This is a genomic window from Chitinophaga varians (assembly GCF_014529945.1).
GTDB classification, from domain to species: domain Bacteria; phylum Bacteroidota; class Bacteroidia; order Chitinophagales; family Chitinophagaceae; genus Chitinophaga; species Chitinophaga varians.
Map to the genome: position 1 here is coordinate 203,046 of NZ_JACVFB010000008.1, position 19,009 is coordinate 222,054.

The window sequence follows — 19,009 nt, forward strand, 5'->3', positions numbered from 1 at the left end:
TACGGATATAAAAAGTCGCAAAGTACCCCATGAATGTCTCTATACCACCCCTTCGCGTAGCGGGCAGTGGGATACCTTTGATGTAGAAAGTTCACACACAAAATGCAACAATTATGAAAAACGAGCAAAAAATTACACCTTTTCTGTGGTTTAATGACAATGCAGAAGACGCTATTAATTTTTATCAGGGTATCTTTAAAAATGCAGAAGTTGGAGGGATCAACCGTTATCCTGCCGGTTCACCACTGCCTGAGGGCACGCTGATGACAGCCACCTTCCGGCTGGAAGACCTGTCGTTTGTGGCGCTGAACGGAGGTCCGCACTTCAGGTTTAATGAAGCTATTTCGTTTGTGATTTCCACCGAGACGCAGGAGGAGACCGACCATTACTGGGACCGTCTTACCGCCGACGGTGGCCAGGAAAGTCAGTGTGGCTGGCTGAAGGACAAATACGGCGTATCCTGGCAGGTGGTCCCTACCCTGTTGGGAAAGCTGCTCGGCGCTCCGGAGCGGCAAAAAGCAGGCCGTGCCATGCAGGCCATGATGGGGATGAAGAAACTGGACATGCAGGGCTTACAGGACGCTTTTGACGGAAAATAACCCTTATCTCAAGTTAAATACAGCTCATATGAAACGCCTTATCTTAGCCATTATTACCGGTATGGTGGTGATCACGCTCCTGTCGGTCGGCACCGACCATATTTTCCACGTCACCCATGTATATCCTCCCTATGGCGTGCCGATGTTCGACGCCGGTCTGTTGTTACTGGCCACCGCGTACCGCTTTATTTTTCAGGTGCTGGGTTCCTGGCTGGCCGCCGCCATTGCGCGGTCAAAGGCTTCTGCCGCCACGTGGACCATGGGTATCATCGGGGTGGTGATGTGGCTGGCCGGGATGATTGCCATGAAGGGCTATGGCCCTGCCTGGTACCCTTTGCTGGGCGCGGCTTTATCTATCCCCAGTTCATTGTTAGGAAGGCAGATCTATTATGCCCGTCATCGCCGGCAAAATAACCCCTTAAACGTAGTATGAGGAAAGTAATTGTATCCATGAACCTGTCGCTGGACGGGTTTATGTCTGGCCGGCAGCGGGAGCTGGACTGGCATCTGGGTAGCTGGGGCTCCGATATGAGTGAGCGGCTGACCAGAGATCTGACCGGGGCTGATACCCTGTTGCTGGGTCGGAACACCTATGAAGCTATGGCCGCTTACTGGCAGCAGGTGGAGATAGACTCGTTTTTCCCGCGGGAGGATATTGCCTATGCCGTGATGCTGAATACCACGCAGAAGGTCGTGTATTCGAAGACGCTGGACGTGTTGCCGTGGAGTAACAGCCGGCGGGCGAAGGGCGACCTGCGGCGGGTGGTGGCGCTGTTGAAGGAGCCGCGGCCGGGTCCGGAGAAGAACATCCTGGTATATGGTAGCGGGCAACTGGTGGGCGCCTTAGGTGATCTGGGGCTGGTGGACGAGTACCATCTGTGGGTGCATCCGGTAGTGTTGGGCCAGGGCATGCCGATGTTTTCCGGTGGGCCGGACAAGGTATCGATGACGCTGGAGCAGATGCAAACGTTTAAGTCGGGGGTAGTCTGGTTCAGGTATATTGTGAACAAAAAACCGTCCCCCGCTCCCGTCGCATAACATTCAATTCTTCGAAAGCCAGCCACCACGGCTGGTTTTCTTTTTCGTATCCCCCTGTACGATATAGTAAACCATTACCCCATTTTTTTTGAATTAACAATTGATTTACAACCACGTCATTTTGATAGTCGTTCGTTGGTTATAAGTGGCACCATTTAATTTATTCCTGCCACCCCAATCATTTAAATGGATTATGACCTACCAAGAATTAAGTGATAGTGATCTGGTTGCCGGTTATAACGAGGGCATCGTTGAATGTTTCACAGAGATTTACAACCGTTATTGGGCGATTCTGTACCGGCATGCATTGCGGATGCTTCGAGACGAGTGTTCTTCCCAGGATGTGGTACAGGAGACCTTTCATTCATTAATTCGTCATGGCAGTATTCAGGAAACGGCGCCGTTGCGGTTGTTCCTGTATACCACGTTGCGTAATCGCATTATCAATAATTTCCGTCGGGAGAAGGTGCGGGAGAAGTATCTGTCCAGCTTAAAGCACCACGTGTGTGCATCGGAGTGTACGGATATACAGGTGCGGGAGCGGGAACTGCAAAGGCAGATAGAGATGGAGATCTCACGGTTGCCTGAGCGTATGCGGCTGACATTTGAGCTGAGCCGCAAGCAGCATTGTGACTACAAGACCATTGCCGAGCGTACCAGTACCTCTACCGAGACGGTGCGTAAGCAGATCCACAATGCCATTAGAATATTGCGGACGAAGCTGAGTTACTTCTAGTCGATTTCTAAATGATTTGTAAAAACGAAATGCATTGTTTACAAAAAGTTAAAGATTTAATAATCTCGATTACACCAACTAATTAGTTCCGCGTATTAAAGGTATAAGAGATTATGAAACTGTCCGATCCCATTCTTTTGAAATAGTCACTGTGAATGTATTCATCTAACTAAAACTTTGTATGAGCGACCAGGAAACCAAAGATTTATTGGACCGTGTGGAGCGAGGTGATTGCACACCGGAGGAGAAGGCGCTGGTAGAAGACTGGTACCTTGCTCTTTGCCGGCAGCAGGAACCGGTGGCGTATAATGTAGATTACGCCAGCATCAAACGGCTGATCTGGGCCAGGTTGAAGATAGGAAGAAATGGAACGCCGAGTGCCTGGTATCTGATGGCTGCCGCGGTAGCGTTTATGTCTGTATTGTCTTACACTGTGTATATGCAGACGAGCAACACCATTACCGTGCAGGACAAGATGATGGCCGCTATCCGGCCGGGCAGCAACAAAGCCATGTTGACACTGTCTGACGGCACACAGGTGCCGCTGGGCAATACGCCGGACAGTATTCTGGCGGCGCCCGGCGTAGTGGCACAACAAAACAACACCGGAATTTTGAATTATAACTATACCACCAGGCAACCATTAAAACTATCGGGAGACCGGCCTGTGTACAATACGATCACCACCCCCCGAGGTGGTCAGTACCAGGTGGTCCTTCCTGATGGCAGCAGGGTTTTCCTGAACGCCGAAAGTAGTATTACGTACCCTGTACCTTTTACAGGCGCTACGCGCCGGGTTCAATTAATTGGCGAAGCTTATTTTGAAGTCGCAAAGAATCACCAGCAACCTTTTATTGTCTCCAGCATGCAACAAAGCATCAAGGTGACCGGCACGCATTTCAATGTATGCTGTTATCTCCACCAACCCGACATTACTACACTGGCAGAGGGCAGTGTGGAAATCACCCCCCTCTCCTCATCCACGACCCACCCGCTACAGCCTGGTCAGCAAGCTACCCTGATTGGTAACGATTTACAAGTAAAGGCAGTCAAAGCCGAAGACGTCACAGCATGGAAAGACGGTTTGTTTGTATTTAATGGTACCCCTTTAAAAGAAGTTCTTCAACAAATTGGAAGATGGTACGATGTTGATTTCACCTACAACAACACCCTTACGAACAACAGACGATTTGACGCAGAAATCCCGAGAAGTCTAAATCTTCTGCAAGTCATCAAAATCATTGAAACGGGAAGTAAACTAACATTCAAAATTGACGGAAGAAAAATCAACGTTCAGTAACATCAACCAAAGGCATTAACACAGTCAAAAACGCTTACTAAAACGAAACCGGAAGTGCTCGCAACACTCCCGGCAGGATTGAATTTCGCAAAAACACTGCACTAACAATTTTTTCACAATTTTCAACCAAACAAAGATATGGAATATAAAGTACCCACCAAGGTGGGGATGGATATTTCTTTTCGAAAAATCCCCTCCCGACAGAGCCGTCACGCTCTCAAAATCATAGTGGCCATGAAACTAATCGCATTTTTGTTTTTATTCAACCTGCAGGTAACTGCCAGCGTTTATTCACAACGGATATCCCTGACCGCCACCAACACGCCCCTGCGGGAAGTCCTCCAGACCGTCCGCAAACAAAGCGGCTACTCCTTCTTCGTGGAGTCTGACAACCTCCGCGACTCCAAGCCGGTAAACCTCTACCTCATGGAGAACTCCGTCCCCGAGGCCCTGGACAAGATCTTCGAGAATCAGCCTTTCACCTATACTATCGAGAATAACGTTATTGTTGTGACGCGTAAACCGCGTACCGACTTGTCCGCCGCTGATTTTCTCACGTTCGATAACGGAGGTCCTGACTCTACTAAAGTGGTGTATATACAAGGTAGTGTACGTGATGATAAAGGCCAACCACTGGTAGGCGTGAGCATCCGCATCAAAGGCGGCGGTACCGGTACGGTCACCAAACCCGATGGCACCTATTCTCTGAAGACAAATGCTGCTGCGGTGTTAGTGTTTAGCTATATTGGGTATTTGTCTCGTGAAATAAAAGCTTCACAGGGATCCGTTGACGTGGTGCTGAAGCAGCTGAATACGGCGTTGGACCAGGTGCAGGTGATTGCGTATGGCACGACGACGAAGCGGTATACTACTGGGAATGTGGCGACGGTGACAGCGGAGACGATAGCGAATCAACCAGTGTCTAATCCGCTTCTTGCGCTGTCTGGCAGTGTCCCGGGTCTATTTATAAGACAGGCAAGTGGGGTATCAGCCGGCAGGGTATCAGTCAATATTCAAGGGATAAATAGTCTCGCGCAAGGAACCGACCCATTCTTTGTAGTAGATGGGGTCCCTTATAGTCCCAACAACCTTCCTCCTGCGGTATCTGCCTCAGCATTTTTAGGGACTGGTAGTGCGTTGAATTATATAAACCCCAGCGATATTGAAAGCATTACTGTACTGAAAGACGCAGATGCCACAGCTATTTATGGATCAAGGGCAGCCAATGGTGCCATTCTAATCACCACCAAAAAAGGAAAATCCGGAAAGACAAAAGTAGACCTTAATCTTCAAACCGGTTTCGAGAAAGTCCCTAAGTTCCTACCCGTACTGAATACAAAAGACTACATAGCATTACGCAAAACAGCTAAAAAAAATGACAACGCCAGCATAACACCAACCGACTATGACATCAATGGAACTTGGGACACAACACAAACAACTAACTGGCAAAAAGAACTGGTAGGTAAAACAGCTCGATTTACTAATCTTCAGGGATCTATTTCAGGAGGAAGCAACAACACGCAATTTTTGGTAAGCGGGGGTTATCTAAAGGAAACTACCGTTTTTCCTGGCGATTTTGCTGACATCAAAGTAAATGTACATACTAACATCAATCATACCTCCAATAATCAAAAATTCAGATTCTATATATCAACCACCTACGTTGAAGACAATAACAACCTGGCTTATGGGGATCTAATGACTCAAGCACTCATCACTCCTCCCAACGCCCCCTCACTTTATAATAGGGACGGTAGTTTAAACTGGGGATATGTACCTTCATTAAGAACTTATAGCTTTGACAACCCCCTTGGTATTCTCCAAAGACAATACACTATTAAGACGAATAATCTAGTCGGATCATCTGAAATATCGTATACAATAATCCCAGGATTAGATCTTAAAACTGCCCTCAATTACAATAAAGTTCAAGGTACTGAAATAGGCCTAGTACCGCAATCTTCTTTCAATCCGGGAATAGTGGCTGATGTCAGGAGTAATATTACTGCTAACAAATCTATAACGTCATGGTCGATCGAACCACAAATAACTTATAAAAGAAACTTCAATCATATTGCATTTGATGGCTTAATTGGTGCCTCACTTCAACAAACAAAAAACTCTGTACTTGCAATAATAGGTCAGGTATTCGCAAGTGATCTATTAGTTCCCAATATTCAGTCCGCATCCAATTTATCTGTATACAGTACATTGCAATCAACATATAGGTACGATGCAGCATTTAGTCGCCTCAACCTTAGATATCTTGACAAATATATACTAACACTTTCAGGTAGACGAGATGGAAGTAGCAGGTTTGGCTCTGAAAATAGATTCTCCAACTTCTATTCCGCATCGGGAGCGTGGCTATTTGGAGACGAAAAATTTGTTACTAATAACTTTAAACCACTGAGCTTTGGTAAACTTAAAATATCCTATGGAACAACAGGAAATGACCAAATTGGAGATTACAAATATCTAACCCTTTACAACAATATATCAACAGGAATCCCGTATCAGCAAACTGTTGGTCTGCAACCAACTGGACATGCAAACCCCTATCTGCAATGGGAGCTAACACGAAAACTAAATATAGGAATTGACCTCGGCTTATACAACAATCGTATTCTTTTTAGTGGCAACTACTATATTAACAATTCAAACAATCAACTAATAGGATATCCGCTAGGATATACAACCGGATTCACTACCATCAACCAAAATATAAACGCTAACATTAAAAACACTGGCTTAGAACTTCAAATAGATGCTAATATCATCAAAAACCGATCTTTAAGCTGGAATAGTTCTCTCAATTTCACCACAAATAAAAATGTACTGACGAGATTCGACGGACTGGAAAAAAGTACCCTCGCCAGAACCTACGTTATAGGTGAACCCGTTAATATCAGGAAAGTGATTCCCTTTATTGACGTCAATCCTCAAACAGGTCTTTACGAATATCGTACAGCTGATGGGAAAGCAACCTCTACCCCTAGCCTTGTAAACGACAGAACAAGTATAATAAACACGAATCCAAAATGGTTTGGAGGGTTATCAAACAAATTTGACTATAAAAACTTCACTTTAGATTTTCTCTTCCAATTTGTAAAACAAGTCGGTCCCAGTGGCTTATACACAATGTTCGGAAGATCGCCAGGATTAATGCTGAATGTCCCAAGTGTAATACTGGATCAATATTGGCAGAAATCTGGAGATCAAAAAACATATCAAAAACCCTCAACTTTAAACAACGCTTCGTACAACGCTCTATCGCAGAGTGATGTCGTTTACCAGGACGCCTCATTTATTAGATTAAGAAACATATCACTATCTTATAACCTACCACAAAGCTGGATAAAAAAAACCAAAATATCTTATGCTAAAATATATGCTCTTGGTCAAAACATTTTCACCATCACCAACTACTATGGAATTGACCCAGAGACACAAACTCTCCTAAACTTACCCACCCTGAGGACAATCACATTCGGAATACAATTTGGGTTATAAATAAACATTCAATCAGATGAAAAACAAGCTTACAATATACGCCATCATTACAGTCACAATTTTCACACTTTTAACTGAAGCAAGCAGTTGCAAGAAATTCTTGGCAATAGACCCTCCCATAAACAGCATCAGTAGTGACAATGTATATCAAAACGACAATACAGCTGCATCTGTGATAACAGGAATATATGCGACGATGATGGGATCAGATTTTACTGGAGGAGGGATTACCTCTACCTCTTTACTAATGGAACTATCCTCAGATAATCTGGTCTTGTTTGATATAAATAAGGTCAACTACCTCGCTTACTATAGGAATCAGCTGGATCCCGCTGACAATAACACAAAATCTTTCGGCAATGGCGATTACTGGACCAATCTGTACCCTAGAATATATACAATAAATGCAGCAATTGAGGGTATAGGAAAATCTAGCTCTATCAGCAACATCAAAAAAAGACTACTGGGAGAAACTTATTTCCTGAGAGCCTTCTATTATTTCTATCTTGTCAATCTGTATGGAGACATTCCCATTGTTCTCACCACGGACTATACAAAAAACGCTTCAATAGAAAGATCCTCCGTCGACGCTGTATATAAGCAGATTGTAGCTGATTTGGAAACATCCTTAGGCGACATGGATGACAACTATTTAGATGGCACAATCTCCAAAACTACGGTTGATAGGTTACGTCCGAATCTGGCGACTGTTCAATCTCTATTGGCTCGGGTAGAACTTTACAGAAAAAACTATGCCGTAGCGGAAAAATATGCAACAGCAGTAATCGACAAAACTACTCTATACACACTACTTCCACCTGACAAAGTATTTCTGAAAAACAGTATGGAAACCATCTGGGCACTCCAGCCGGTAAAAGCAGGATACAATACCGACGAGGCGGCGGTCTATCTATTAACTTCAGCGCCTGGAAATGGCAACAAGATCTTCTATGCATCCTCACCACTTATGAACAGCTTTGAAAATGGAGACCTAAGAAAACGAAACTGGACCGGACTATTTAACACCAATTTGCAATCCTATCCGTTTATTGCAAAATACAAAGCAGATGTTAACAGTAGCAGTGTCACTGAATACTGTATCGTATTCAGAATAGCGGAACAATATCTAATTCGAGCCGAGGCCCGGGCTGCTCAGGGAAATATTTCCGGAGCACTGGATGACCTAAATGCGGTACGCAGACGTTCTGGTCTTTCCCCAATTCCCTCCAGCACAGCAAGTACCATCACTTCACAAATTCTGCAGGAAAGAAGGGTCGAACTATTTTGCGAGTGGGGGCATCGTTGGTTTGATCTAAAGCGATCTGGTACGATAGACGCAACTATGCAAATGGCTCAAACCTACAAAGGAGGAACTTGGCAACCTTACCAGTCGCTATTGCCTGTGCCAAATGTGGAAATGCTATTAAATAAAAACCTAACTCAAAACACTGGCTACTAATTCGATTTATAATAACTAATCCAATAAACATGAAAAAATATATCTTACTAATAATTTTAACTTCATTATCAAAATTTCTGGAGGCCCAAAATAGCGGAACAAACTTTATAGAAGGATTGACCTACCAAGAAATGAAATCTAAAGCCAAGTTGGAAAATAAAAAAATATTTATAGAATTATACGCTACGTGGTGTACTAACTGTAAAATGATGGATCCTGTCTTTTCAAAAGAATCAGTGAGTGAGATATTAAATGGAAATTACATTTCCACGAAACTGCAACTCGATACTGGTAAAAATGACAACGAGTCAATAAAAAGAATGTATCCTTTCGCAGAAGAAATTAAAAAAAAATACAAAATTTCTGGGGTTCCTACATTTTTATTTCTTGACGTGGATGGAAATCTATTGGGAATAGAGAAAGGTGTACAAAATATAAATAAAATAATAGAAATCTCCAAAGCAGCAATCGATCCCAATGAGAACTTCACACACCTGTACGCCCAATACACCAAAGGACAACTGAAGGGGCCGTCTCTGCTAAAGTTAGCACATTATCTCAATCTACTGAACGAGAAAACAGCATCTGAGCAAGTAGCCCAAAAGTATCGCTCTATTACCTGGGACAACAAGGAAATCAAATCAGTTCTCAATCCCGATTTTCTGGAGACTATCAGAGAATTTCCTTCTCTTTATACAACTCAAGACAGCCTTATTTCTTACATCTACAGAAACAAAGAAGAATCGGACAGCCTCTTCCACGAAAGAGGAGCATCAGAATATTTGATAAACTACCTAATTAGACGCGATCTCATTGAACCAGAAATAAAAAAAAGTGCCTCAGAAAATAGAACACCTAATTGGACCGCTTTGGAAAATAAATTATCTCGCAACTGGGGAATGAATGCAAAAGCAAGTATTATATTCAGAAAAATTGATTACTATATAGAAAAAAAGGATTGGAAACGAGTAACGCAAGGCTTCATAGAAAGAACGGAATTGCTGGGTATATCTAGGGATATAAATGCTGTAGTCTGGTACTATTTTTTCGAGCGAAGCAATGATCACTACGCATTGAACAAAGCCATTTCATACATGGAAAAAGATCTGGAGAAAAATCCATCCAACTACGTTCACATAGATACCTATGCTAATGTCCTGTACAAAGCAGGTCATGTAGAAAAAGCGCTCCAATTTGAGGAAAAAGCATTAAACATGGCAGAAGCAAAAAATGATCAAAAAAACTCGAACACATACAAAGAATGTTTGGAAAAAATGAAAAAAGGGATTCCGACTTGGACTGATAACCAACTTCAGTAAAATAAGCTAAATAGCGATTTCAGAGGCAACAAAATGTTCAATTTATCTCTATTGGAATGTCTCATATCTATGCCAACGTCAATTGAAAGAACAAAAATTTTTTGTATCTTCTAATCAGAATGTTATTGCCTGTAAATAAAATGACCATGAAAAGACACAGCCTTCTTTTCCTCATCACTTTAGTATTTAAACTCACCGTCGCCCAGAAACCTTCGCTAGATTTTAATAGCGCGGACAATTGGCCATCAGTAACCAATGGAAAAATAAGCGACGACGGAAATTACGTCTGCTACCAGGTAACAAACGATCCTGTCGGAAAAAAAACAACTGTAATCTTATCCACTGATCAAACGCGGCACTGGAAATACATTGATCTAAACAGCACAAGTTTTACAACGAACAGCCGATTCGCAATGGGAAAGATATTAGACACCCTATTAATTCTCGATTTATATGAAAATAAAGAAAGAAAGATACCCAATGTAGGTCAATATGAGATCATTAACACGTCAGAGAGTCCCGTTGTAATGTATATAGAAACCAAAAAGAAAAGCCTATTTATCGAATCGATAAAAGGAAGCGTCTATTTACAATATGATTCGATTGAGAGCTTTCACACAAGTCCCGACAAAAAATCGTTCATAACAGTCGCCAGAGAAAAAAAAACAAGCTTGGAAATATTATCCTGGGTAACAATAGGAACTTACAAAATAAAGAACATATATAAAGGACCAACTACCAGCCAATTGATATTTGACAAAGAATCAAAACAGCTATCCTTCTTCTCAAGAAAGAAAGATAGTATTGCAATATGGTATTATAAAACAGAAGATCAATCCGCGAAAGAATTACTCAACTCATACTCTCCAACAATAGATACAAATTTGGTTATAGAGGCAGGAATGAACTGGAGATTTTCTCCAAATGGTGAATTATTGATATTTGATTTAGCGGAGAAAAAAAGAAAAAAAACAATAGCAAGCAATCCGGAAATATGGAACTATAAAGATATATATCTACTAAGTCGTTTCAAAGGAGGAATGATGGGCCCTAACTTTAAACCACGATTTTATCTTACATCCATTAATGTTCACTCGAGTCAAATAACCAGGCTCCTTTCAATGGAAGAAGCCATAGAACCTTATAGCTTCCAGACACCCAATAGTCGCTACTGTGTATACATTTCCAACCGAAAGTACGACCCCAGAGGCGCAAATGACAATAGTTTTACTTTTACATATGGTATATGCGATATTCAAACAGGAAAGAAGACTATTATTAGTGAAAAGTGTATCGATATGTTACAAAAATTCACATTTTCACCAGATAACAAATTTCTGGTCTATTATAAAACAGAAACAGGAAAATTCTACTCCTACAATATTGCATCAGCAAAGGAAATCTGCCTGAGCAATACAGATTCTTCTGCCATGTTCTCTTCCCTGTTTAAAGATTACCCTGCTCCTAGAAGAGTACCAGGCGAGATTGTTGGGTGGCTGAACGACAAACCCAAAGTTTTAATCAGTGATGTAAATGATATATGGAGTTTTGACCTAGCCCAATCCAACCAAGCCATTTGCTTAACCAATGGCTTGGGCAAAAAAGAAAAAATGATCTTCAATCCAATTGAGAACCCGGAAAACGGATTTACGAGTAAAACCAGAAGCTACAATAGCAAAGATCTATTGATACTAAAAGCCTTCGATTTAAAAACAAAGAACCGAGGGTACTACACTCTTTCCTTAAAAAATCCTATCAGTTTAAATCCCCTATCAATGAATCAGGATGCAACAGGAAGATTCTTTTATGAATATGAATCTCTTCCATCAACTGATTTTTGCAGAGCAAAATCAGGGAACGGATATCTTGTAAAAAAAGAAAAATTCAATGATGCCCCGAATTACTTTTATAGCAAGGATTTAAAGACCTTTCAAAGAATATCTAACATACAGCCACAAAAAAACTACAATTGGCTTACTGCCGAGCTTCATACTTATTCGGATAGTGTCGGAAGGGAATACCAGGGCATACTTTACAAACCTGAAAATTTTGACTCAACCCGGTCGTACCCTATAATATTCTACTATTATGACCAGATCACAAATGAGATAAACACATTCCCAAATGCGGACCTAACACCAGGGACTTTAAACATCCCATATTATACCAGCCACGGCTATCTTGTTTTCAGACCCGATATGAATACAACACCATATAAAACAGGAGAGGGAATACTCAGTACCATTAACACTTCCATGGACTATCTATCAAACTTCTCCTGGGTAAATCTCAAAAAAATAGCTATGACGGGCTGGAGTTTAGGGGGTTGGGAAACTGACTACATTATCACACATATCCAACGACCGATAACCGCAGCTGTCTCCGGAGCAGGCGCGTCAGACCTCACTTCAGTTTCATTAATGCTCGGTTCATTCGGCCAAACAAAGATAGACTACGTGCAATACGGTCAGATGAAAATAGGATACTCTCCGGAGGAGAATCCTCAAATATACATAGATCACTCCCCTCTTTTTTTTGCAAAAAATGTTAAGACTCCCTTACTACTCCTTCACAATCCAGAAGACAGAAATGTTGAAGACTATCAAAGTAGAGCATTCTTTATACTTCTGAGAAAACTCGGCAAACCGGCTTGGCTTATCTCCTATAAAGGAGAGGCTCACGCAATAAACAAAAAAGAAAACCAGCTTGATTTCGCCAAACGTCTAAGTGAATACCTCGATCATTTTCTTAAAGATGCGCCAGAACCAGCATGGATGAATCAGTCGATAAACACTGAAGACTAGAAAAAGAAGAAATCCACGTTAAGCTCAAAATAGGGAATCTTAAAGGGAGGACCACTGCAACCTATATTTAACTTAGGCAATCCGAAACATGGGTATCAAATCTTGATATGCTTAAAAACCTCCAGCCATTCGACGTTACAAAGCAAACCAACCCCAGGAGGGTCCAACAACAACTTTGCAACACCAAAAACCAAAGGTCTTCCTTATAGTTCGATCAAATTGGATAGATATTGACAAGAGAAATAATTCGGACACTAAAACACCTTCGCAATTGGTCAGTCCATATCAAATATTATATTATGACATAACCAGTGCTATATAGCCTATAAATTTCCTATATTCCGAAAAGAGATCATTTGCAATAGCAAATGTAGGACCAACAGGGTAGTTGGGATTCACTCATTCATAACATATCTTTCGGGGTCAACTTGTTTCAGAACTGGACAATGTACTAAAAGAGGCTGGCTTTTTAATGCCAGCCAGCCTCCTCATGCTATCCTGTTAGAAAGGCGAATAAACATTCCTAAATGTACAGTGATTCGCATCAATAGGTTGGCCAGAAAAGATAGTAGCCTCCGTAGTAAGTATGGGAGCTCCATGTGGGAGCAATGTCGCATTCACCATATAGTCACAAACAGTGGCATTAGGTTGCGCGGGATCCTTTAAAAAGAGTGTATCCTGCGGATTTGCTTCTAGCGCAAAAAAACCGGCAACAAATGCAACTACCAGTAATGCAGAAAATAAGAATTTTATCTTTTTCATACTTGTCAATTTTGACGGATTAGAACATTTTATCATTTTATAAGGATAAACCGATCACTCGACGGCTAAAAAGTAATATTGTTTGCCCCTTTCAATATAAAGCAAAGACCACAAGGGCATTTTTTATAATCGCAGATTTCCTATGGCACGAGAAAAATCAGAAATTCTTTACAACAAAATTCATATCTGCAAACTCTTTTCGAAAATTATATATTGAGGTAAGTCATAGATTCAAAAGGGTGGATATACAGGTCTTAATGTGCACTCAGTCATGGAAACCGGACTTCCATAAATAAGAGTAACCACCATATCCTGCCCTTGACCATTAGGAAGTAGAGTTGCATTGATAGTTACTGTGCAGAGGCTAGTTAACCAATCTACGGTATAAACTCTATCAAGAAAACTTGCTTTGGCGGCAAACACCCCTGCTGCACCCATAACTAACATAAATGCACACAATAGCATTTTTATCTTTTTCATTGCCTATATATTTAATGTGACAAAAATCTAATACAACGATTCCTTATCCCTTACCTATCCATTTTTATACACAAGAATAACTTAATATTCAATACGACTCTATAAACAAACAAAAGCATAAACCTCTCATTTCAACTCCTCTAATTATAGCTTATAAACTCCTTTTAACAAACATGATCTAAAACCTATAACATTTTGCAAATATATTCCAATGGATATCGGTTGACATTTTTCATTCATTTAAAACCAAAAAGGGCTGGCTTTAATGCCAGCCCCCTTATGCTATCTTGTCTATTATTGAGGTTGATAAACACTTCTCAATGAACAGAAATTCGGAGCGATTGGGTCATTCTGAACTGTAGTAGCAATTAATGATACAGGAGTACCATTCGGCAGCAATGTCAGATTCACCGCAACAGGACAAATAGTGGGGTGAGGATCAGATGGATCTGGAACGAAGATGGTATCCTGAGGATTAGCTTTTACAGCAACTACAGCAGCAACAAATGCCAACACTGCAAATGCAGAAAACAAAACTTTTACCTTTTTCATGATTGTAAATTTTGAAGGAATTAAAATATGTCTACTTTTTTATAAGGGTGTTCGACTACTCCCTATGCTAAAACGAAGTATTGATGGTACCATTTCACTACCTACATTTAGCTAAACTTGTACATATAGGATTTAATTGTTTATAGGCTTTCTGGCAAATCCGATTGAAAACTCCTTTCCACTTAAGGACATTCATTTTTTTTCATCAAGTATCCGATCGAGACTATTTAAGCGCAGATATTAACTCTTTTGCGTCAACTGAGGACGCAAAGATCTTTTTTAATCTCCGATCGCTTGTGTAAATACTGGTATGAGGAACAGCCCTAATACTGAAATATTTGGCATAAGCAGCTGCTGTATCCCTACCAACCACAACATTACGATATCTGATTATATCATAACGCTTACAAAAATTTTTGATTTCGGGAAAAGAGGAAATTGACAAAAAGCAAAACTTCGCATTGTCAAATGATTCAATATTTTTAAGGATGCTTTCAATTTCTTTTTGACAATGTGGACAATCTGGCTCAAAGAAAAGTAACACATATGAATTCTTCCCCTCCATTTTAGAAGTGTTAATCACAGTAGAACTATCCATTAACAATACATCTATTGAGGGCATCGAGTCACCCACCACAGGGGTAAGTGAATACTGCTTACACTGATAGAAGATGAATATAATAGAAACCCAGAATATCTGCTTCATAAAAAACCTTGTAATCAATAATTCATATATACAACCTTACGACTATCCATCTCCCTTCCTTTTTTAAGCATGTAACTTAGTATTAAGAAATTCATACTTATGCAAAGAATGAGTGAAAAAATCTGGAATCGTAAAGCAATAGCTGACGCAAAAACACTAAATACTATGTTACATAATAAATAAGTAGTAAATAGTATCCATATATTGTATAACATTCTATCATCTTTCTTTACTCCCAAAAAAACAAATGACGTACTCATCACAACAAAGAGAGCAATCATCACTCCCCACACAATAGGAAAAAAGGAAAATAACCGCACAGTTTTCTTGCTATATTCACCTATAATTTTATCATCGCTTTTACTATATCCAAACCAACTCTTTGCTATACCAGGTATAGTATCGTTACTAAATCCATATAAACCAAGAAACTCTACAGGAGGAGAATAATACTTTATAAAATTGGTTTTAGCAAACGTTCCCAAAAACACCTCGGGATAGGCCTTGATAATCTCTCTTCCATACTCCCCATACAATGGGCCTACCTTTGCCCATCTCCTAAAATTCTCTGCATCAGAGCTGTCTGCTTTTAATCCATGGTTCATATAAATCCTTAATGGGGAATTAGGTATCCACATATAAAAAGTGTTTGCTCGGAGTGTTTCCATAGGAAACCTTGCAAGATCCCTTGTTGAATCAATATAATTCCTAACATCCTTGTCTAAATCTTTGAACTTAGGCGGTAGATCTCTTCTATTTTCTTTACGCACAAACTTGTAGGCATAAATAGCATTATTAGCAAGTTGCCATCCTGAAAAAGGAGAGAACTGAAATTCCCCCGTGATTTTTTTATACTGGATTCCTGTCATTCCAATGAATACTCCAATCAAAATAGCCATCAAAAAAACACCCGTTATCTTCTGCCTAATTCCTGCATTGCAAAGCAGAAATATGACCAATGAAACAGCAGGATAAAACAGTGCACTATATCTTACGATGAAAGCTAGTGCAATAACTACCGCATGCCCGATAATCAACCGCCACGAAGGACGATTCAAAATCCAGATCAGAATTAAAATCCAATATATACTAAGACCTAAAAATAAGGCATCGCTTGAAACATAATTAGCCATGAATAGAAAAATAGGATTTAGAACCATACACACCAACAGTGATATCTTCACCCACTTTGGCAATGCCAAAAAATAATACAAAGTAAACAGCAGTAATACAATTCCAGTCTGAACAAAAACGTACTGAAATACTACCAAGCATACAGCGCTAGATGAAAACACACTAAACAACCGAAGAAACTTTGGATATCCAATTGGATAAATATCAATTAGCCTGTTTTGCGAAGCACTTATAAGGTATTGATAAGAGTCAGCGTTAATAAAAAACGCCACTGGGAAAAGATATATAAACACACACAATTGCAGAACAACGGCAATCGCACACGAATAAATTAGCGTTCTATTAAACCTATCTTTCCAAACAAACTCCTTGAAGGCCACATGATTCAAAATAGATTCACTTTTCCAAACAAATACAGGTGCTTCTTGCATATTTTTTAGGGTTTTGTTGTTCATACTAGCATACTATAGATTATTTTATCCATGACATCTCCGTCAGGTAGGCAATACCCAATAATCTACAGGTGTTCAGGAAATATTAAACTGTTAGTTACATCTTAGCAGTGAATAACAAAAAGGGATTTAAAAACAACTTTAATAAAGTAACGCTAAGTTTGGGTTTCCATTAATTTAAAAACACACCATCTAACCAATTTGATTTTTTAATGAGAGATAATCTTTCAACGGTTATTTTCTTCATGCAAATTAATCAACTCTTCTATTCCTTCCAACAACAACACGAAAACAAAAACCGTAACCTTTTTACGGAAACCGGTAACTTACTGCCACTTCACTTCTCCTGGCGTCTCCTGAAACACACGATGGAACGCACGCGCAAAGCTGCCGGAGGTACTATACCCTAAAGTAATCGCCACCTCTTTCACCTGATGATCTTCCTGCAGGAGCTTTCGGGCATAGTTCATAGCGCGTTCAAGCTGATACTGATAAATGGTTACGTGGTAGAGCATTTTAAATCCTTTTGTTAGTTTGCTTTCACTAAGACCAGAAAAGTGGACCAGGTGCTGTATATCTATTCTTTTTGGGGGCTGTTCGTCGATGAATGCTTTGGTCTTAATAATAGCTTTCTCTTGGAACTTTGTCAGTTTCATCAATTGATGGTTATGAGGGTATTGGCAATACATCATGCGATATACGGTTTACTCTAAAGTTGCAATCGCAATTAAAAGTTAAGACATTTTTGGTGGATTTTCAATAGGTAAGCCAAGTTTTTTAAGCAACAGAAACCGGCTGCATCATAGTCGCAGTAAGGATTATGAGACAAAAAGCAGGGAGAGAACTCCCCGCCTGTTACTTGTTGAGTCGATAATAAGTTACCTGGCGGTCCGGGGCTGATCAAAGCTCAGATATTGATCATAGGAGATCGTTTGCCAGTTGAGTAGTACGACACCACTGTCTTCATGCACGCGCAATGCACTTATGGCAGAAAGCGGGTGCTGGGAGGTGACGTCCTCTACGAAACGGCCATCGCTGCATTGATAGGTAAACCAGTAGTAAAATGCAACCATATCGTCAGGACATAGTTCTGTCAGTGGCATCGGGTGGTGGACACCATTAATACGCAGCGGCTGTTCCAGCAGCAGGGTATAATAATGTTGCAACTCGTGTATTGTTTCCATCACCAGTGGTTCGGATGACTCATCATATACGTCTTCCACGTAGTAGCCATTTCCCTGGCGCTGTAACCGCAGACCATTTCCTGCTTCATACAATCCATTCTTACCTGTTACAGGCATAAACCCTGCAAGTTGCAATACACGAGGTGTAAGTGGTATGCCTTCCACATCTCTGAAATGCATCCAAATGGTATGCCCCCCTACGGGCGCATCAGCCAACAACAATTCTTCTCTTTCTGTATTGATACCACGAACAAACATGACACTGGCATCATCATGCAATGGACAATCCACCACATCTCCAATAGTAAAATGCGCTTTACTCATAAACAGTTTTAGTTTTAGTTAAACGCAAATATAACGGTTGGTTTCACATCTCCAAATTCCATACAGAAAAGCCTACAGAAGATGAATTTTAAAAATGATAAACTAAAAATCATTTTGATTTTTCAAATTTCTATTTATCAGGAAAACTAACAAAATGAACAAATTTTCATCAGAACGACATACAGGAAGATCAATGTGATCCAAAAAATATTTTTTAAATTTTTTTTCTTTTTTGTAAAAAGGCCTTTTAAGGACGCAAAATAGCGGTAGCATTAAACGAAGAGCAGTAAAAATCAGATTAACCCCTTCCAAGTACCCTCACATTTTTCAGCTTACAAAAAATAGCGGCCGGTTCCTGTTGCTTGATAAAATTGCATCTCTGTGGGAATTGACGTAACTTTTAAGCCGATACTAACAAAGCATAATTGACGAACAAATCCCGAAAAGAACCAACAAAAATTAATCAGTACTTGATAAAACCCAAAGTACCAAAAGGTTTAAGACACTACACCAGGTTACCATTTATTAACACTACCCGGAAAGATTCACGAAGCATACCAAGAGATACATTGCCAAACTTAGATCTTTACCCCAAAAATAGCCTATGTACTCATCTGTAACTAAAGGGCCATAATATCGTTAAC

16 protein-coding genes are annotated in these 19,009 nt (G+C 40.4%); 9 read left to right on the forward strand and 7 right to left on the reverse strand.

The annotated features are described in order from the left end of the window. Positions 1–113: 113 nt before the first annotated feature. The 9 genes from ICL55_RS31910 (at position 114) to ICL55_RS31950 (ending at position 12,771) form a co-directional block, all read left to right on the forward strand. Entirely contained in the window at positions 114–599 is a 486-nt protein-coding gene (locus tag ICL55_RS31910; protein WP_188105471.1) for a VOC family protein, read from the forward strand. A gap of 28 nt (positions 600–627) precedes the next feature. Then, positions 628–1,032 carry a hypothetical protein gene (locus ICL55_RS31915; protein ID WP_188105473.1) on the forward strand — a complete coding sequence of 135 codons (405 nt, stop codon included), beginning with the start codon at positions 628–630 and terminating at the stop codon, positions 1,030–1,032. Beyond that, on the forward strand, positions 1,029–1,637 hold the full coding sequence (locus tag ICL55_RS31920) for a dihydrofolate reductase family protein (protein WP_188105475.1): 609 nt from the start codon (positions 1,029–1,031) through the stop codon (positions 1,635–1,637). The genes ICL55_RS31915 and ICL55_RS31920 overlap by 4 nt, the downstream gene beginning before the upstream one ends. 193 nt (positions 1,638–1,830) lie before the next feature. Beyond that, positions 1,831–2,373, forward strand: a complete 543-nt coding sequence (locus ICL55_RS31925; protein WP_188105477.1) for an RNA polymerase sigma factor — start codon at positions 1,831–1,833, stop codon at positions 2,371–2,373. 181 nt (positions 2,374–2,554) lie between these two features. After that, positions 2,555–3,673 carry a FecR family protein gene (locus ICL55_RS31930; RefSeq protein WP_188105479.1) on the forward strand — a complete coding sequence of 373 codons (1,119 nt, stop codon included), beginning with the start codon at positions 2,555–2,557 and terminating at the stop codon, positions 3,671–3,673. A gap of 138 nt (positions 3,674–3,811) precedes the next feature. Next, the gene (locus ICL55_RS31935; protein WP_188105481.1) at positions 3,812–7,189 is read left to right on the forward strand and encodes a SusC/RagA family TonB-linked outer membrane protein; all 3,378 of its coding nucleotides are present in this window, start codon (positions 3,812–3,814) and stop codon (positions 7,187–7,189) included. 16 nt (positions 7,190–7,205) lie between these two features. Further along, a complete protein-coding gene (locus ICL55_RS31940; protein ID WP_188105483.1) occupies positions 7,206–8,648 on the forward strand; it encodes a RagB/SusD family nutrient uptake outer membrane protein in 1,443 nt (480 codons plus the stop codon). A gap of 29 nt (positions 8,649–8,677) precedes the next feature. Beyond that, positions 8,678–9,967, forward strand: a complete 1,290-nt coding sequence (locus tag ICL55_RS31945; protein WP_188105486.1) for a thioredoxin domain-containing protein — start codon at positions 8,678–8,680, stop codon at positions 9,965–9,967. A gap of 146 nt (positions 9,968–10,113) precedes the next feature. Further along, positions 10,114–12,771 (forward strand): alpha/beta hydrolase family protein, encoded by a 2,658-nt coding sequence (locus tag ICL55_RS31950; RefSeq protein ID WP_188105488.1) that lies wholly within the window; start codon positions 10,114–10,116, stop codon positions 12,769–12,771. A gap of 501 nt (positions 12,772–13,272) precedes the next feature. Here ICL55_RS31950 and ICL55_RS31955 read toward each other — a convergent pair. The 7 genes from ICL55_RS31955 to ICL55_RS31985 form a co-directional block, all read right to left on the reverse strand. Continuing rightward, complete coding sequence (locus ICL55_RS31955) at positions 13,273–13,533, reverse strand: hypothetical protein (RefSeq protein ID WP_188105490.1); 261 nt, start codon at positions 13,531–13,533, stop codon at positions 13,273–13,275. 231 nt (positions 13,534–13,764) lie between these two features. Continuing rightward, positions 13,765–14,013, reverse strand: a complete 249-nt coding sequence (locus tag ICL55_RS31960; protein ID WP_188105493.1) for a hypothetical protein — start codon at positions 14,011–14,013, stop codon at positions 13,765–13,767. Between the two features lie 294 nt (positions 14,014–14,307). Continuing rightward, positions 14,308–14,565: a hypothetical protein gene (locus tag ICL55_RS31965; protein ID WP_188105495.1), complete on the reverse strand. Its 258-nt coding sequence runs from the start codon at positions 14,563–14,565 to the stop codon at positions 14,308–14,310. A gap of 223 nt (positions 14,566–14,788) precedes the next feature. Next, a complete protein-coding gene (locus ICL55_RS31970) occupies positions 14,789–15,271 on the reverse strand; it encodes a TlpA family protein disulfide reductase (RefSeq protein WP_188105497.1) in 483 nt (160 codons plus the stop codon). A 14-nt stretch (positions 15,272–15,285) separates the two neighbouring features. After that, positions 15,286–16,836: a hypothetical protein gene (locus ICL55_RS31975; RefSeq protein WP_223151665.1), complete on the reverse strand. Its 1,551-nt coding sequence runs from the start codon at positions 16,834–16,836 to the stop codon at positions 15,286–15,288. A gap of 347 nt (positions 16,837–17,183) precedes the next feature. Then, the gene (locus ICL55_RS35515; protein ID WP_343067907.1) at positions 17,184–17,549 is read right to left on the reverse strand and encodes a helix-turn-helix transcriptional regulator; all 366 of its coding nucleotides are present in this window, start codon (positions 17,547–17,549) and stop codon (positions 17,184–17,186) included. Between the two features lie 186 nt (positions 17,550–17,735). Continuing rightward, positions 17,736–18,365, reverse strand: coding sequence for a hypothetical protein (locus ICL55_RS31985; protein WP_188105503.1), 630 nt, complete (start codon positions 18,363–18,365; stop codon positions 17,736–17,738). Positions 18,366–19,009 lie beyond the last annotated feature (644 nt).

What these genes read in the sequence shown, in the direction of transcription:
- ICL55_RS31945 (WP_188105486.1), top strand. Translation starts at nt 8,678, where the DNA reads ATGAAAAAATATATCTTACTAATAATTTTAACTTCATTATCAAAATTT.
- ICL55_RS31975 (WP_223151665.1), bottom strand. Translation starts at nt 16,836, where the DNA reads ATGCAAGAAGCACCTGTATTTGTTTGGAAAAGTGAATCTATTTTGAAT.
- ICL55_RS35515 (WP_343067907.1), bottom strand. Translation starts at nt 17,549, where the DNA reads ATGATGTATTGCCAATACCCTCATAACCATCAATTGATGAAACTGACA.
- ICL55_RS31920 (WP_188105475.1), top strand. Translation starts at nt 1,029, where the DNA reads ATGAGGAAAGTAATTGTATCCATGAACCTGTCGCTGGACGGGTTTATG.
- ICL55_RS31925 (WP_188105477.1), top strand. Translation starts at nt 1,831, where the DNA reads ATGACCTACCAAGAATTAAGTGATAGTGATCTGGTTGCCGGTTATAAC.
- ICL55_RS31955 (WP_188105490.1), bottom strand. Translation starts at nt 13,533, where the DNA reads ATGAAAAAGATAAAATTCTTATTTTCTGCATTACTGGTAGTTGCATTT.
- ICL55_RS31960 (WP_188105493.1), bottom strand. Translation starts at nt 14,013, where the DNA reads ATGAAAAAGATAAAAATGCTATTGTGTGCATTTATGTTAGTTATGGGT.
- ICL55_RS31930 (WP_188105479.1), top strand. Translation starts at nt 2,555, where the DNA reads ATGAGCGACCAGGAAACCAAAGATTTATTGGACCGTGTGGAGCGAGGT.
- ICL55_RS31940 (WP_188105483.1), top strand. Translation starts at nt 7,206, where the DNA reads ATGAAAAACAAGCTTACAATATACGCCATCATTACAGTCACAATTTTC.
- ICL55_RS31910 (WP_188105471.1), top strand. Translation starts at nt 114, where the DNA reads ATGAAAAACGAGCAAAAAATTACACCTTTTCTGTGGTTTAATGACAAT.
- ICL55_RS31950 (WP_188105488.1), top strand. Translation starts at nt 10,114, where the DNA reads ATGAAAAGACACAGCCTTCTTTTCCTCATCACTTTAGTATTTAAACTC.
- ICL55_RS31985 (WP_188105503.1), bottom strand. Translation starts at nt 18,365, where the DNA reads ATGAGTAAAGCGCATTTTACTATTGGAGATGTGGTGGATTGTCCATTG.
- ICL55_RS31915 (WP_188105473.1), top strand. Translation starts at nt 628, where the DNA reads ATGAAACGCCTTATCTTAGCCATTATTACCGGTATGGTGGTGATCACG.
- ICL55_RS31970 (WP_188105497.1), bottom strand. Translation starts at nt 15,271, where the DNA reads ATGAAGCAGATATTCTGGGTTTCTATTATATTCATCTTCTATCAGTGT.
- ICL55_RS31935 (WP_188105481.1), top strand. Translation starts at nt 3,812, where the DNA reads ATGGAATATAAAGTACCCACCAAGGTGGGGATGGATATTTCTTTTCGA.
- ICL55_RS31965 (WP_188105495.1), bottom strand. Translation starts at nt 14,565, where the DNA reads ATGAAAAAGGTAAAAGTTTTGTTTTCTGCATTTGCAGTGTTGGCATTT.